Origin of the sequence: Maricurvus nonylphenolicus (genome assembly GCF_042854845.1) — a bacterium.
GTDB classification, from domain to species: Bacteria; Pseudomonadota; Gammaproteobacteria; order Pseudomonadales; family Cellvibrionaceae; genus Maricurvus; species Maricurvus nonylphenolicus.
In genome coordinates, this window is the sequence record NZ_AP031498.1 from 5,290,162 (window position 1) to 5,305,760 (window position 15,599).

Genomic DNA, 15,599 nt, shown 5'->3' on the forward strand with positions numbered 1-15,599 from the left:
CCGCAGGGTCGGACCCCGCACTCTTCAGCTTTAAAGCAGTTTGGGGAAGGTTTGATTTCTGCCGCTGTTTTTTGCCTGGTACAAATATTTATCGGCGCAATTAATCGCTGTATCAACGGTGCCGCCCACCTGCATTTCTACCACCCCCATACTGACGGTAATGGTTAGCTCACGGCCCTGATGGACAATTTTTTCCTGCGCCAGGGCGTCATGTATTTTTTGTGCAACCAAAGCGGCATTCTCCACCGAGGTGCCCGGCAAAATAAACAGAAATTCCTCACCGCCCCAGCGGGCCACCATGTCTTGGCCTCGCACCAAGCTTTTGAATCGTTCAGCCAATTTAATCAACACCGCATCGCCGGTCAGGTGGCCATAGTCATCATTAATCTTTTTGAAATGATCCACATCGCACAGAATAAGTGACAAGGGTTCTTTACTGCGCGCCATTCTCGCCTGTTCTATTTCTATTTTGTTAAAGGCACCGCGTCTGTTTGCCAGCTGGGTGAGCTGATCAGTAAGAGCCAGTTGTTCATATTGCTTACTTAACTGCAAAGTATGGTTCTGTGATTTTTCGCGTGAGTATTCATAGCAGGCGGATAAAAAAATCACCGTTAAAAACGACAGGATAAAACGCAGTTTGAACTCTGGCTCATAGCTTTCATTGGAGAAAAATTCTCCCGGCACAAACATAATTAGCACGATGATAAGCGAGAAAATAGACAAGCCTATCAACCCGCGTTTGAGCCCCTGAATAAACATGGAAACGGGCGCGACAATAAACACCCACAGCGGGCCGGTATTGGCTACACCGCCAGCGTAGACCAAATAAATCATCAAGCTGTAGAGCGAGCAGGCAATAATGCTCGATGCCAGGATAGCGTTATGGGTTTTGGTTTGGACAACAAACGCAACCAGATAAGAAAAGCTGGCGACCAGCAGTGAAAAGCCCAAGGTGTATGTAGCATTGGCAAGCGCCAAGATCCCCATTGCGCCAGTTAGGGACAAGCCGACAATGGAGAAGAGCCGTAACACAAAGGCGTGTCTGATGCTCTCGTCATGGATGCCAGTATTAGGAGGGGTCGTCGACAACGAACTTACTCAGTCTTGCACTCTTATGCTTGAGCCTAGCACGGCTCATAAATGAAAGATAGCAACCCAGCACCGCACTTGGGGTCCGACCCTGCGGGTCGTACCCCACCATTCAACATACCGAACCTCTTCCGTGCCACATTGCCGGGGTACGACCCGTAGGGTCGGACCCCTCGCTAGCTCAAGACCCACTCGCTTGTTGCCTTCTCGTTTGGTTGTGACTGCGGTAAGCTGTCGGTTTTTACACTGAACAGACCAAGCCCATGATTCGTATTGCTTCTGTCCTTTTTGCCCTGTGCCTGAGTGTCAGCACCTGGGCCCAACAAACCTCCGAGGCCGACTACCAGGCCAAGCTGCAGGAGCTGCAGGCCACCATCGCCCAACTGAAAACCGAGTTGGCCAAGGTGAAGTCTGATCGCGATGCCTTGCAGAACGACCTGCAGACCTCCGAAGTGGATATCAGTGAGCTGGTAAAAAAGATTGAGCGCCTCAAGGGGGACCTATCCCAACAAAAAAAGCAACTAGCGCAGCTCAATAGTCAACGCACTGAGCTGCGCCAGCAACGCAAATCCCAGCAACAGGCCATTGCCGAGCAGGTCAATGCCGCCTATCGCCTGGGCCGACAAAGCGAACTAAAACTGGTACTCAATCAGCAGCAGCCCGATCAGGTGGCGCGCATGCTGAAGTATTACGACTACTTTATTGACGCCCGCGCCGAGCGTATCGAAACCTACCTGGATACCATTGCCGAACTCAATCGGGTTGAACCAGCGATCGAAGCCAAAGCCGCCGAGCTTAATCGCAATCGCAAAACCCTGGAGCAGCGCTTCAACCAGCTCAGCCAGCATCAGGCCGAACGTGAGCGCACCCTTAAGCGCCTCAACAGCGCTATTGCCAGCAAAGACCAGCAGCTGAAGCAAAAAGCCGAAGACCGCCAGCGCCTGGAGCAGTTGCTCAGCGAGGTAACCCAGGCACTGGCCAACCTGGCTCTGCCCGGCGACAGCCAACCCTTTGCCCAAAAGCGTGGCCAACTCACCTGGCCCACCCAGGGCAAAATGCTGCAGCGCTACGGCAGCAACCGCGCCGGCAGACTACGCTGGGAAGGCGTGCTTATTGGCGCCCCCTCGGGACGGGAGGTCAAAGCCGTACACCACGGCCGCGTGGTATTTGCCGACTATTTGCGCGGCCACGGCCTGCTGATCATCGTTGATCACGGCAACGGCTATATGAGTCTCTACGCCCACAATCAATCCTTACTGAAGGAAACCGGGGATTGGGTCAGCGCCAAAGAAGTGATTGCCCAGGTGGGTAATAGCGGTGGTCAATCACAGGCGGCGCTTTATTTTGAAATTCGTCATCAGGGCAAGCCTCTCAACCCTGCCAAATGGTGCAGATCTTAGGGCCTTAATCGCTGGCGCCAAGCCGGGGACTGTGCCTACAATAAGGCCAACACTTTACAGTTTGTGACCTCAAAAGAATTTTTCCTATAAATAGGGGTCTACACTATTAGTACAGTTATAAACAGCTATAAAGAGTACAGTCATAACGATGACGAGCCGCAGGGATCTCGACGCCGCCATCGACCACAATTCTGGAGTTCACTATGTCTTTGCCTGTTATCACTCGCTCTCTGGCGGCGCTAGCCACCTGCGGTCTGTTGACCCTGGCCCCCGCTGCCTGGAGTGACACCGAGGCCAATACCGACAGCCATGCCAACACAGACACAGCCCCCGCCACAGAAAGCAAGGAAGTGGGCCTGCTGCCGCTGGATGATCTGCGCACCTTTACCAAGGTCTATGAGCACATTCGCAAGGGTTATGTAGAAGAGATCGACGATAAGACCCTGCTGGAATACGCCATCAAAGGCATGCTGTCGGAACTCGATCCTCACTCTTCCTACTTGAACGCCAGCTCCTTTGAAGACCTGCAGGTGAATACTACCGGTGAATTCGGTGGCCTGGGTATAGAAGTGGGCATGGAGAATGGCTTTGTAAAAGTCGTCTCCCCCATTGATGACACCCCGGCAGACAAGGCGGGCGTGGAAGCGGGCGACCTGATTATCAAGCTCGACGAAAAGCCGGTTAAGGGCATGTCGCTGGGTGATGCGGTTAAACTGATGCGCGGCCCCAAAGGCAGCGATATCACCATCACCGTGGTACGCGACGGCATCGACCAACCCTTTGAGCTGACCATTACCCGCGACACCATCACCGTGCAAAGTGTGCGCACCCGTATTATTGAAGACGGTTACGCCTATGTACGTATTGCCCAATTCCAGGTGAATACCGGCAAGGATATGGTCGGCAAGGTACAGGAGCTGATGGCCGAGCATGACGACCTCAAAGGCATGATCCTCGATCTGCGCAACAACCCCGGCGGCGTACTGCAAGCCTCAGTGGATGTAGCCGATGCCTTTTTGGAAGAGGGCCTGATCGTGTATACCGAAGGCCGTATCGACAATGCCGACCTGAGCTACAGCGCCACCCCTGGCGATGAAACTGGCGGCCTGCCCATTGTCGTATTGATTAACGACGGTTCGGCTTCGGCCTCCGAAATTGTCGCCGGTGCCCTACAGGATCACCGCCGCGCCATCATTCTCGGCACTGACAGCTTTGGTAAGGGTTCGGTGCAAACGGTTATCCCCATCAGCAACGAGCAAGCCATCAAGCTGACCACCGCACTTTACTTCACCCCCAATGGCCGCTCGATTCAGGCCCAGGGCATTACCCCGGATATTGTCGTAGAGCGCGCCAAGGTCACCGCCATCAAACCCCGCGGCCGCATGACCGAAGCCGATCTCGACGGTCGCCTGGATAACGGTAATGGCGGCAAAGCTAACGGTAGTAAGGATCGCGAGGAAGCCAAAAACGGTGAAGAAGACCTATTCAGTCGCGACAACCAGGTGTTTGAAGCCCTGAACCTGCTGAAAGGGTTGAACCTGTTTGGCGGTTACCGTGGTAACGGTACTACTACCTCGGATATCACTTCGGGTATGGCTCACGCTGCCGAGTAATTTCCTTCCGCAGCACGTCTAACAATATGCCTTGGTTACCGCTGTGACCAAGGCATTTTTTTACACCGCGCTTCTCGCAAACGTAAAGATTCGTTTTTGTCGTCTTTTCTCAAGTCGTGGCACGTCTTCGAATATTAGGCTGTAATCAACACGAATACGGAGGAGGAATGTCGATGCGGTTTACTTCGCACAAGCAATTAGGTTCATTAAAAGCTCTATGCATGGCGGGCGTCTTAGCGCTTGGCGCGCAACCAACCATGGCAGAGCCTACCATTATGGAAGGCTTTCCGCCCACAGCAGAAAGCCAGGTAACCCTGAAAAACTATCGCGATTACCCCTACAACCGTTGGTCATTCCACAACCTGGGCGCTATCGCCAACACCTTAATGATTCCCCGTGCCGGTGCCATTCAATCGCTGACCGAAGCCAACAACCCCACCCTCGGCCAACTGCAAGTCACAGATGGCTACGGCAAGCAACGCAGTGTCGATCAGATTCTCGACAGCGAAGACACCGATGCCTTTGTGGTACTACAGGGCGACAAGCTACTGATGGAACGCTACTTCAATGGCATGAGCCGCTACGATCAGCATATCTGGTTTTCAGCCACAAAATCCCTGACCACCACCGCCCTCGGTATTCTGGTCGAGCAGGGCAAGATCGATCTTAACGCTTCACCCGTTAACTATATTCCTGAGTTAAAAGGCTCGGGATTTGAACGGGTTACTATTCAGGAGGTGTTAGACCACAGCACCGCCATCGACTTTAAGGAAAACTACACCGATCTGACATCGGACTTCTTTCAGCATTATGCCCCGGCCATGAAGATGGCCTTTCTTCCTGGTGCCCAGGACGTGCAACCCGGGGATACCGAGATCTACGGTATCTATGATTTCCTCGCCCGCTTTATCAAACCCGACACCACCTTGGAACCCAACCAGGCCTTTGACTATAACTCTGCCAATGCAGATCTGGCCGGCTGGCTGATCAGCCGAGTATCCGGTATGCCCTATCACCAGTTTATCCAGCAACATATCTGGTCCAAGCTGGGCACCGAGCACGACGCCTATATCGCCGCTGACCGTGCACTGATGGCTATAGCCACCGGCGGCATGAATACCACCGCCCGCGATGCCGCTCGCTTTGGCCGTATGATTTTGAACCGCGGTCAGGTGAACGGTGAACAGGTCATCCCGGCTAACTGGGTCGATACCAGCCTGGCAATCACGGACCATGACAAGGCCAAGATGAAAGCCAATACCAAGTACAAAGACAACAGCTGGATCGCCTATAAAAATATGTGGTGGATCATCGATGAAAACCAGGGTGAGTATGCAGCGGTCGGTATTCATGGCCAGGTTATCTACATTAACCGTGCGGCCAATGTGGTGATCGCCTATTTCTCCAGTCAGCCTACCGCCTCGGCAGCCCGTAACCCGCAATTCCAGTCCAAGCTGTTTGCCGCCCAAGCTATTGCTCGACACCTTCAGTCAGCATCCTCGGCATCGACCAAATAGATTGAAAAGCCCCCCCAGTTTCGGTAACTTGCGCGCATTGCCCTTGAGGCAGTGCGCCCCTGTGCTAGTCGGGGTAGACTGCCTCCCATCGAGTTTTACAAAAGGTAACTGACCCCATGGCACAGTACGTCTACTCCATGAACCGCGTTGGCAAAGTCGTGCCGCCAAAACGCGAAATCCTTAAGGATATTTCCCTGTCTTTCTTCCCTGGCGCCAAGATCGGTGTTCTGGGTTTGAACGGTGCCGGTAAATCCACCCTGCTGAAAATCATGGCCGGTGTTGATACCGACTATAACGGTGAAGCCCGCCCAATGCCGGGTATCAAAGTGGGTTACCTGCCACAGGAGCCACAACTGGATCCGGAGAAAGATGTACGCGGTAACGTCGAAGACGGCCTCAGCGAGCTGATGGAAGCCCAAGCTGGACTGGACAAGGTCTACGCCGCTTACGCCGAACCGGATGCCGACTTCGACGCCCTGGCCAAGCAACAGGCCAAATACGAAGACGTGATTCAGGCCTGGGACGGTCACAACATTGAACACAAACTGGAGCAGGCCGCTGACGCCCTGCGTCTGCCACCCTGGGATGCCGATGTTACCAAACTGTCCGGTGGTGAGCGCCGTCGAGTGGCCCTGTGCCGCCTGCTGATGAGCCGCCCGGATATGCTGCTGCTCGACGAGCCAACCAACCACCTGGATGCTGAATCCGTGTTCTGGCTGGAACGCTTCCTGGTTGATTTCCCTGGTACCGTAGTGGCCATTACCCACGACCGCTACTTCCTCGACAACGCCGCCGGCTGGATTCTGGAACTCGACCGTGGCCACGGTATTCCGTACGAAGGCAATTACTCTACCTGGCTGGAACAAAAAGAAGCCCGCCTGGAGCAGGAAAAACGTACCGAAGCCTCTCACGCCAAAGCCATGAAAGCGGAACTGGAATGGGTGCGTCAAAACCCCAAAGGCCGCCACGCGAAAAACAAGGCGCGTCTGGCCCGCTTCGACGAAATGCAGTCGCAAGAATTCCAGCAGCGCAATGAAACCAACGAAATTTATATCCCACCCGGTGAGCGCCTGGGTGACAAGGTGATTGAATTCCACAACGTTAGCAAAGGTTTTGGCGACCGTATGCTAATCGATAACCTGAACTTCACCATTCCCAAAGGTGCCATCGTCGGGATCGTTGGTGGTAACGGTGCGGGTAAGTCGACCCTGTTCCGAATGATTGCCGGTACCGAGCAACCGGATGGCGGTGAAATTGTTATCGGTGATACCGTTAAAGTGGCTTTTGTTGAGCAGAGCCGCGAAAACCTCGACGATAACAAAACCGTATGGGAAGAAGTCTCTGACGGCCAAGACATTTTGAAAATCGGCAACTACGAAGTGAATTCCCGTTCCTACGTGGGCCGCTTTAACTTTAAAGGCACCGATCAGCAAAAACGTGTGGGTGAGTTATCTGGTGGTGAGCGCGGCCGCTTGCACCTGGCCAATACCCTAAAGCAAGGCGCTAACGTACTGCTGCTCGATGAGCCGTCAAACGACCTGGATATTGAAACCCTGCGTGCCCTGGAAGAAGCCCTGCTGACCTTCCCCGGTTGTGCGCTGGTGATCTCGCATGACCGCTGGTTCCTCGACCGTGTGGCCACCCATATCCTGGCCTACGAAGGTGAGAGTGATGTGGTGTTCTTCGAAGGTAACTACACCGAATACCACGAAGACTTAGTCGCGCGTAAAGGCGATGATGCGCAACCACACCGCATGAAGTACAAGCCGCTAAAAGATTAATTATTTTAGCAACGTACAAAAACAAAAAAGGGAGCTGCAAAGCTCCCTTTTTTTATGTCGCTATGACACTGATGATTACACCGAGGTCATACCTTCAGCCATCAGATCAACCGCTGGCTGACCACCACGGGCTTCCAGGTACTGATTAATCACCTGCAAAAATTGGGTGATCATCCCGGCATCCAGACCCAGAGATTGAAATTGTTGCAGCAAGGTATTGGCTGTTTTTACCGTCTCGCTGTACTGGCTGGCAGAGTTCAACAGACTGCCAACCAGGCCGTCATCACCGCCGGTAGCAGCAGCGGCCACGTCAGGCGCTGCTGCCAGCAGATCCCCCATATTTGGCACCAGATCGCTCAGCGTCGTAAATTGCTGATCACCCAAGGTGGTTTTGGCCGCACCAAAAATAGCACCCAAGCCGCCTTCTGCCTGCTGATTATTAACACCCAGGGTTTGCATAACAGCAGGAATCAATTCGATCGCTGTCTGGGTCAAACCACCTGTTGTCGCCTGCTCTGCCTGGCTAGAGGCAGAATTAGCGGCATCAACGGCGCCGGCCGCCGTATCGACAGCCTTATCAGCCGTACTCACTGCCTCATCGGCGGTACCCAACCAGCCCGATACGGTATCCAACAAGCCCGCCTGGGCCTGGCTGGCCAATGCGGTGAAAGCCAAAGCTATAACCGTTCTTTTCATGTGCTCTTCCCCTTAAAATGCCGCCTTAAACGCAAATTCGTGATTAAATCTCAGCTCGCATCATAGAGTCTTAGGTGCACCATCACAAGGCAGACACCTCCTGCCAGTCTATCCAATCATAAATCCGATCAATTTTTTTCCTGTAGCTGGAGCAGGATGCTATTGAGTGGCTAAACTTAGGGTAGCCACCTCCATTATCAGGGAGATAAGTTATGTTGGATTATCAGTTACTACCCGATCAGGGCATATTAAAAGTACACCCCAGCGCCCCACTGGCGGCGCGAGACTTTGCCCAGATGGCTGAAGTCGTCGACCGCTACCTGTCCGATCACGACTATTTAAATGGCGTGTTGATCAGCAGTAACGATTTCCCCGGCTGGGAAGATTTCAGTTCCTTTATTTCTCATCTGCGTTTTGTCGGCGACCATCATAAACGTATCAAAAAAGTTGCCGCCGTATCGGATGACAAACTGTTAACCATCGCCCCAAAAATTGTCGACCATTTTGTTGACGCCGAAGTAAAACATTTTGATTTTAATGATGAAGATACTGCCATCGACTGGATAACAAGCCATTAACACACAGGCATAAAAAAGCCCGCACGATAACCAGTGCGGGCTTTTATTTTTTAGTAATTGTAAAAGCTTACTTCAGCTTACCAATCACATCGCCAAACAATTCCTCATCGGCCGGCAAGGTTTTTGGTGTGGCCAGCGGCTTGGAAATCCAGGTGATATTCACCAGGTGCTTCCAGTAAATATTTTCGTTGGTCGAGTTACCACCCCAGGTACCACAACCCAGAGAGAAGGTTTGACGCATACCGTTCCACAGGTTACCGGAGTTGGATGGTGCCTGCGGCTGGTTCACCATAACACGAGAGGTTTTGGTGCCCAGGCCCAACTTCAAAATATTTTCATCGTTGTTGGAGTAGATACCACAGGAGTGGCCCATACCCTGGTAAGCCTGAATGTCGTTGGTTAAGGCTACCGCTTCATCGATATTCTTCACCTTGTAGAAGGCCATAATCACAGACAGCTTTTCACCGGAGTATGGATGCTCAGGACCAGTACCGGTTTCCGGCATAATAATGAATTTGCGGTCGTCTGGAATTTCTACACCGGCCATGGCACACAGGGTTTGTGGTGGCAGAACCACAGCCTTGGTGTTCAGGTGACCGTCTTCCCACAGCACGCTGGCGATTTTTTCGTAGTCGCCTTCCTGCGCCAGGTAACCACCTTCAGCAATCAGTTTTTCCAGTAAATCGTCGTAGATAGCTTCAACCGCAATCACGGAATTATCAGAAGAACAGCTGGCCGCCAGGTCCAGGGTTTTGGAAATACGGATTTTTTCTGCCGCCTCATCCAGGTTGGCTGACTCATCAACAGTAATCACAGCATTACCTGCACCCACACCAAAAGCCGGGGTACCGGAAGAGTAGGCTGATTTCACCATGGCAGGGCCGCCGGTAGCCAGAATCAGGTCACACTGCTTCATCAGCTCGTTTGTCAGTTCCAAAGAAGGCACTTCAATACCCTGTACCAGATCGGCAGGGGCACCCATTTTCTCCAGTGCGGCACGCATATTGTCGATGATCAGCTTGTTGGTCAGCTTGGCGCGAGGATGTGGTGCAACAATGATGGCGTTGCGGCCCTTCACGGCATTAATGCCCTTGATCACCGGGGTCGCTTCAGGGTTGGTGGATGGCGACAGAGCACCGATAACACCCACTGGCTTGGCGATTTTGATGATATTGCGCTCTTTGTCTTCCTCAATAACACCCACGGATTTGTCGTCGATGATATCCATCAGCGCGGCACGGGTTTTGGTGTTAATTTTCAGGAACTTGCCGTTGTAGTCACCCAGCTGGGTCTCTTCCAGGGTGTGCTTGGCGATTTCCTCAGCCACACCTGGCTGACAGCAAGACCACACCATTGCCTTGATCAGCTCATCCACCTGCTCTTGGGTGTAGTTTTCAATTTGAGCCTGGGCAGCGCGGGCGCGCTCCATCATTGCAGCAATCTGGCGTGCATCTTCGGTATCAGCTATCTGAGTGTCTACGGCCATGGTCGTATCCCGTGGTTGTTGTGTTCAGGTTTTATACTATTTATGTATATCTTAGCCGAACAGAATAGCAGCTCCCCTCCCCTTTCCAATTGACTATATTGCTGGCTAGATGGACTATATTGCGACATTTACAGCGATTGAATTGCCACCTGCAAGCAATACCAATTGAGGCACCAGCGGGGCTGCACTACACTCTGCTCCCTAATAATGTAGACAGATAAAGGAAGCCGTAACCGTGATTGCCGATTTCAAAGACCGTAAGCCCAATATCCACAGTGACACCTTTGTCGCCCCCACCGCCACCGTCGTGGGCTCCGTCACCCTGGAAGCCGGCGCCAGCGTCTGGTTCAGTGCCGTACTGCGTGGAGACTGCGAACAAATCACCGTCGGCGAGAACAGTAACGTACAGGACGGTGCTGTGCTGCACGCAGACCCGGGCGTGCCGCTCACCCTGCATAAAGGTGTTACCGTGGGTCATAACGCCATGTTGCATGGCTGTGAAGTGGGCGATAACACTTTGATTGGCATTAATGCCGTGGTACTTAACGGCGCTAAAATCGGCAAGAACTGTTTGATTGGGGCCAATACCTTTGTACCCGAAAATATGGAAATTCCCGATGGTGTTTTGGTGGTAGGCTCCCCGGCGCAGATAAAACGCGAATTAAAACCCGAAATGATTGAAGCCATGAAAGTGGGTGGGGATCACTATGTCAATAATGGTCGCGAGTTTGCCAAGCACATGGTGATTCACGACGAAAAATAAATGTATTAAATCCCCTTCTGGCGCATCGAGGCCCTAGCTGCACCTGCTTTTCCCATACTTAAACAAACAAAGCCCCAAATAAATCAGGGGCTTTGTTTAATGACCAACCAGTTCTTGAACGCAAGCACAACCTAGTTCACAAAAATCGATATTCAGTTAGAACTAACACCCATTTCTTACGTCTAATTCCTCCTTGTCACCTAGGATTCATCGGAAGACGGTATGGTTTGTGCACTTTATAGAAGAGTGTCAGCAACTTGGCGACAGTTCGCCAACTGTTTGTGAACTTCGTCACTTTTCATGCGGCGGTTAATGTGCTGTAATCAAGCTACTCAGCACAATAACTATAAACATTAGCTTGAGGTATTTATGGCTGTGACTTCTCGCGTAAGCGAACCCCTACTTGGCGGCAGAGAAATTCGTTTTTTAGATCGTCAACAATCTAACTATCCGCATTTAATGCGTTTGGCACTGGATTTTGGTTTCCGTGTACTGGAAACCCTGCAAGTTAAAAGCGACCAGCCAGTCAAATCCTTCGTCCTTGTCACCGATGACTATCGCACCATAGAGACCGAGGCTATTAGCCCTCACTTCAAAACCTTAAAAGAACTGGATACCCATATCGGCGAGAACATGGTCGACATTCTGCACGACTACCTGTTCGGTTTTGTTGAAGACGATATTCAGATGGCGCAAGCGCAAGCTTAATTTCTTCCCCAAAAAATAAAACCCCGAGCGCTGCCGCTCGGGGTTTCTATTTATCGCGTTTATTTCCTGCTTTAACTTTTTATCGAAAAGTAGGTCGCTTCTGTTTTAGCGACTACAGTGCCATTGGCATCCTGTAACTCCAACGGCAGGACAATCTTGTATTTACCCTTTTCCAGGGTTTCGGTTTCTATCTGTTGCCACTGTTCTTCACTGATTTCCACCGTTAAGCGAACAGCGGTCATGGCCGGTGCCATATAGCGAATATTCATTTCGCCCACCACCGGATACAACTTATCCATGCCGCCAAAGCGGGACAGGAACATTAAGCCAAACGGAAATTCGGCCAGGGTAAACATGGCGCCGGCATAAGCGGTACCCACATGGTTGCTATTGCCTTCCAGGGGCATTTCAATCACACAGCGATTGACTGACTCTTCAATCACTTTGCAGTTCATTCTCTCAATGGTCGGCATTTGCTGCATCATTTGAGTCATATTGATCGTCATTGCTTTCTCTCTCTTTTTTGTAGTTAACGATCGGATTTCCCGGCTTCTTTAGTTATAAATCTACACTCGGATTCAACAGATCATCTATCACAGTACTCACTTATGGAGATCTCAGCAATTACCATATCGTTCATACTCATTGACGATTCAGATCTTGCAGCAGCTAACCATCTACAATCCTCGCTGCCACTCCTCGCGCAAGGGGATCATACCCGGTTGGTGGATTGCCGTGCGCACCTGATTGAGTAGTTTGGTTTTATCCTTACCCAACACACCCTTTAAGACCAGATAGTTGGAGGCGTGATCACTGCGGAAAATGGTTTTTTCCAGATCAAGATTATCCAGAAGCACTTCCATTTCCCGAAACAGCTCCATTTTCGCAAGCTTGCGCCAGCGGCCATCCCAGTTTTTTTCAAAGTGCTCAGAACCCATGGGGAATTCCACCACCAGGGTTGAGAGGTAATCCGGCTGGGCAGCGTTCATCAGTTTGGCAGAGTTGATCGCGTGCTGTTCACTCAGCTCCGGACCACCCAAACCATTTAGGATCATTACTGAGGATTGCATACCCGACTGTTTTATTTTTTGCAATGCACTCAGGGACGAATCGAAACTCTCACCTTTTTCAACTTTTTCAAGTACCTCGTCATCACCGCTTTCACAACCCACATACATCAGGGTTAAGCCCAGCTCGCGCAATTCTGCCAGTTCTTCGACCGTTTTGTTTTTCAGGTTGCGCGGTAAGCAGTAAGACGATACGCGCTGCACATTCGGATAATAGTCGTTGATCAGTTTCAGGATGTCTTTAAGGCGGCGCACCGACAGGGTCATGGCATCGCCGTCGGCCAAAAAGATTCGTCGCACAGGGTAACCGGCTTCAGCCAGCGCTTTCAGCTCTTGCTCCAGTTCATCAATGGGTTTGGGGCGAAAGCGTTTTTGCGGCTGGGTGTACATATCGCAGAAGGTACACTTGTTCCAGGAACAGCCATTGGCCACCTGTAAAATCAGCGAGCGCGCTTCACTGGGTGGACGAAAAACCGGATCAATATAATCAAGGGGATACATAAACCAATTACCTCAGCGTTTACTTAATTTCGCTGTCGAATTCTTCCACCAAATCCAATGGCTCTATTTCCATACCTTCCAGGTCCGGGTTCCAGTTAATACCGATCAACAATAAATCTTCATGCATGCCGTCGATCCAGTCATCGAGAAATTCTTCCAGGGCAATGGCTACCGGTTTGTAAACCGACCACTCATCGACACAGGCTGCCTGGGCAAACTCCGGCTGTGACCAGAAGGGCATTACATCAATATCATCATTTTTTTCTGACGGGCACAGGGCAAACCCTTCTTCACCTTCCAGGGCCCAAATACAACCGGTTTCTATCGCTTCAACAATAAAACGATCAAAATTCTCTTCGGTATTATTTGATAAGGGTTCCATAAAATTCTCTAGCTCATTGTTAAAGGACAAGGGTATGGCCATAACGCTTTAGCCATTGCCGCTGCTGTAGATAATCGGGACACAGTTTTTCTACCGTCTGCCAAAACCGTGGCCCGTGATTCATATAACGTCGGTGGCTAACCTCATGGGCCACCAGATAATCCACTACCGACTCCGGCGCCAGGGCGATCAACCAGTTATATTGTATAACCCCCTCGCGGGTACAGTGGCCCCATTTGGTTTTGGTTTTGCGAAACTGAATACTCGCAACACTCACCCCCAGACATTCGGCAAAGTAGCTCGTCTTGTCTGCCAATAAGTGTTCTGCCTGCTGGCGATACCAATTCAGTAACTGGGTTTTCAGTTGTGCTCTCGGCGCCAGCTCTATGTGTATAGCCTTTTCTTGCCAGGTTATGCGGGTTCTGGCTCCTGGCTCAACTTGCAGCCTATACGCCTCACCCAACCAGGGAATCACCTCTCCTGCCTGATACTGACGCTGCGGTACCTCGGCCTGGCGATGGGCTTGCAAACCGAGCTTGGATACTACCCAACTGCGCTTGGATACCACAAACTCATGAATATAACCCTTGTTGACCCCAAAGGGTGCCCGCACCACCACCTCGTCCGGGGCGACCTCAATGGCCAATGAACGGCGGCGCTTCGACCACTTGAGGATATAATCAAACCCCAGCTCATCGACTGCGCTTACTGACTCAGTGGTAATTTGTAATCGGGCTAATCCTGCCAAGGGGCGCAGATTCCATAGGGTTTATAGGTGCCTGTATTGTAGCTTTTTTCCAGGCCGGAATTTACCCGTATAATAGAATTTATGACAGCAACCCATAACATCAGCATCATCGGCAGTTGGCTGACCCTGTTCGTCAATACCTTGCAGAGCTACGGTATTGATGGCCCAGCGTTTCTGGCCCAACGGGGAATCGATTACTCGGCAGCGGCCGATCCTACACGTCGAATTTCTCTGCTTACCATGACAGCCCTGTGGAATGAGGCAGCAGAATTGGTAGGCGACGATGAAATCGGCCTTAAGGCCGGCACCTTTGTTACCCCAACCACCTTTAGCTCACTGGGGATCGCCCTGTGGAGCAGCTGCAGTTTGCGCGATATGGTGGAGTGCTGGTGTCGCTATTTACATGTCTTTAGCACCGCCGCCGATATGGAGCTGGAGGAACACGAGGATAAGCTGATAGCAGTTACCCGCTTACGCCTCGACGAGAATGGCCAGAGCCCCTCGTCGATCTACGCTCTCGATGCCACCATGTCGGCTCTGCATACGATGAGCAAAAACCACTTCCAACAGCCGCACGCCTATAAAGCGCTGGAACTGTCTCGCCCCACCCCCAAACACCCGGAGCACTTTGAGGCGTTCTTTGGTTGCCCGGTGACCTTCAACTGCAAGGAAATACGCCTGGAGTATGACCGCGCCGCTGCCGAACGTCCCATTCCCGGAGGCAACCCGATACTGGCCAAGGAAACCGAAAAACTGGTGATCGATTACCTGGCCTCGGTACAGCTGCAACCCGCCAGCACCCACAGTCTGTTGCCCCAGGTACGCCAGGCCCTGTTTGAGCTGCTGCCACGGGGGGAAGCCAACCTCGATGACGTAGCGGCCCAACTGCATATCAGCCCCCGCACCCTGCACCGCAAACTGGAGGAGCAGGACACCAACTTCCGCCAATTGCTCGAAGAGGTGCGCAAGCAACTGGCCTTGGACTATATCCGCCAGCCCCATCTCTCAATTGGTGAAATCAGCTTCCTGCTGGGCTTTGCCAGCAACTCCAACTTTAGCCGCGCCTTTAAGCGCTGGACTGGCCAAAGCCCCCAGGAATACCGGGCTTCCAGGCAATAGACCAGGCTATATCAATCATCTGTTGGCGATAAATGCACAGCCAATGTCGAGTCAGGAATACCCCGGCTCGCCAGCGCTGGGGTAAAGTAGGCTGATAACAACTATTCCTATAAATAGCCCAGCGATAAAGCACCCCAAAGAGAAATATAGC

The 15,599-nt window shown here is 51.9% G+C and carries 15 protein-coding genes; 8 read left to right on the top strand and 7 right to left on the bottom strand.

Annotated elements, in window-relative coordinates:
• Nucleotides 1-30 precede the first annotated feature (30 nt).
• Nucleotides 31-1,089 carry a GGDEF domain-containing protein gene (locus tag ACGHZ6_RS22995; RefSeq protein ID WP_390616403.1) on the bottom strand — a complete coding sequence of 353 codons (1,059 nt, stop codon included), beginning with the start codon at nucleotides 1,087-1,089 and terminating at the stop codon, nucleotides 31-33.
• 263 nt (nucleotides 1,090-1,352) lie between these two features.
• Here ACGHZ6_RS22995 and ACGHZ6_RS23000 point away from each other — a divergent pair, with 263 nt between their 5' ends.
• The 4 genes from ACGHZ6_RS23000 (at nucleotide 1,353) to ettA (ending at nucleotide 7,400) form a co-directional block, all read left to right on the top strand.
• Complete coding sequence (locus ACGHZ6_RS23000) at nucleotides 1,353-2,489, top strand: murein hydrolase activator EnvC family protein (protein ID WP_390616404.1); 1,137 nt, start codon at nucleotides 1,353-1,355, stop codon at nucleotides 2,487-2,489.
• 203 nt (nucleotides 2,490-2,692) lie between these two features.
• A complete protein-coding gene (locus ACGHZ6_RS23005) occupies nucleotides 2,693-4,102 on the top strand; it encodes a S41 family peptidase (RefSeq protein WP_390616405.1) in 1,410 nt (469 codons plus the stop codon).
• Between the two features lie 173 nt (nucleotides 4,103-4,275).
• Complete coding sequence (locus tag ACGHZ6_RS23010) at nucleotides 4,276-5,619, top strand: serine hydrolase domain-containing protein (RefSeq protein ID WP_390616406.1); 1,344 nt, start codon at nucleotides 4,276-4,278, stop codon at nucleotides 5,617-5,619.
• Nucleotides 5,620-5,735: 116 nt separating this feature from the next.
• On the top strand, nucleotides 5,736-7,400 hold the full coding sequence (gene ettA / locus ACGHZ6_RS23015; protein WP_390616407.1) for an energy-dependent translational throttle protein EttA: 1,665 nt from the start codon (nucleotides 5,736-5,738) through the stop codon (nucleotides 7,398-7,400).
• Between the two features lie 75 nt (nucleotides 7,401-7,475).
• On the opposite strand, the gene ACGHZ6_RS23020 is transcribed toward ettA, so the two are convergent.
• Nucleotides 7,476-8,096, bottom strand: a complete 621-nt coding sequence (locus ACGHZ6_RS23020; protein WP_390616408.1) for a DUF2780 domain-containing protein — start codon at nucleotides 8,094-8,096, stop codon at nucleotides 7,476-7,478.
• Nucleotides 8,097-8,308: 212 nt separating this feature from the next.
• On the opposite strand from ACGHZ6_RS23020, the gene ACGHZ6_RS23025 reads away from it, so the two are divergent.
• Complete coding sequence (locus ACGHZ6_RS23025) at nucleotides 8,309-8,674, top strand: STAS/SEC14 domain-containing protein (protein WP_390616409.1); 366 nt, start codon at nucleotides 8,309-8,311, stop codon at nucleotides 8,672-8,674.
• Nucleotides 8,675-8,741: 67 nt separating this feature from the next.
• Here the strand turns inward: ACGHZ6_RS23025 and ACGHZ6_RS23030 are convergent, their stop codons facing one another.
• The gene (locus ACGHZ6_RS23030; protein WP_390616410.1) at nucleotides 8,742-10,160 is read right to left on the bottom strand and encodes an aldehyde dehydrogenase family protein; all 1,419 of its coding nucleotides are present in this window, start codon (nucleotides 10,158-10,160) and stop codon (nucleotides 8,742-8,744) included.
• Nucleotides 10,161-10,395: 235 nt separating this feature from the next.
• Here ACGHZ6_RS23030 and ACGHZ6_RS23035 point away from each other — a divergent pair, with 235 nt between their 5' ends.
• Nucleotides 10,396-10,923, top strand: a complete 528-nt coding sequence (locus tag ACGHZ6_RS23035) for a gamma carbonic anhydrase family protein (protein WP_390616411.1) — start codon at nucleotides 10,396-10,398, stop codon at nucleotides 10,921-10,923.
• Nucleotides 10,924-11,292: 369 nt separating this feature from the next.
• Complete coding sequence (locus tag ACGHZ6_RS23040) at nucleotides 11,293-11,631, top strand: hypothetical protein (RefSeq protein ID WP_390616412.1); 339 nt, start codon at nucleotides 11,293-11,295, stop codon at nucleotides 11,629-11,631.
• Between the two features lie 71 nt (nucleotides 11,632-11,702).
• Here the strand turns inward: ACGHZ6_RS23040 and ACGHZ6_RS23045 are convergent, their stop codons facing one another.
• The 4 genes from ACGHZ6_RS23045 to ACGHZ6_RS23060 form a co-directional block, all read right to left on the bottom strand.
• Nucleotides 11,703-12,137 carry a YiiD C-terminal domain-containing protein gene (locus ACGHZ6_RS23045; protein ID WP_390616413.1) on the bottom strand — a complete coding sequence of 145 codons (435 nt, stop codon included), beginning with the start codon at nucleotides 12,135-12,137 and terminating at the stop codon, nucleotides 11,703-11,705.
• Nucleotides 12,138-12,308: 171 nt separating this feature from the next.
• On the bottom strand, nucleotides 12,309-13,199 hold the full coding sequence (locus tag ACGHZ6_RS23050) for a radical SAM protein (protein WP_390616414.1): 891 nt from the start codon (nucleotides 13,197-13,199) through the stop codon (nucleotides 12,309-12,311).
• Between the two features lie 19 nt (nucleotides 13,200-13,218).
• Nucleotides 13,219-13,581, bottom strand: a complete 363-nt coding sequence (locus ACGHZ6_RS23055; protein ID WP_390616415.1) for a DUF2750 domain-containing protein — start codon at nucleotides 13,579-13,581, stop codon at nucleotides 13,219-13,221.
• 19 nt (nucleotides 13,582-13,600) lie between these two features.
• Complete coding sequence (locus tag ACGHZ6_RS23060; RefSeq protein ID WP_390616416.1) at nucleotides 13,601-14,329, bottom strand: M48 family metallopeptidase; 729 nt, start codon at nucleotides 14,327-14,329, stop codon at nucleotides 13,601-13,603.
• Between the two features lie 81 nt (nucleotides 14,330-14,410).
• Between ACGHZ6_RS23060 and ACGHZ6_RS23065 the strand changes: the two genes are divergently transcribed.
• The gene (locus tag ACGHZ6_RS23065; protein ID WP_390616417.1) at nucleotides 14,411-15,448 is read left to right on the top strand and encodes an AraC family transcriptional regulator; all 1,038 of its coding nucleotides are present in this window, start codon (nucleotides 14,411-14,413) and stop codon (nucleotides 15,446-15,448) included.
• Nucleotides 15,449-15,599: the final 151 nt, after the last annotated feature.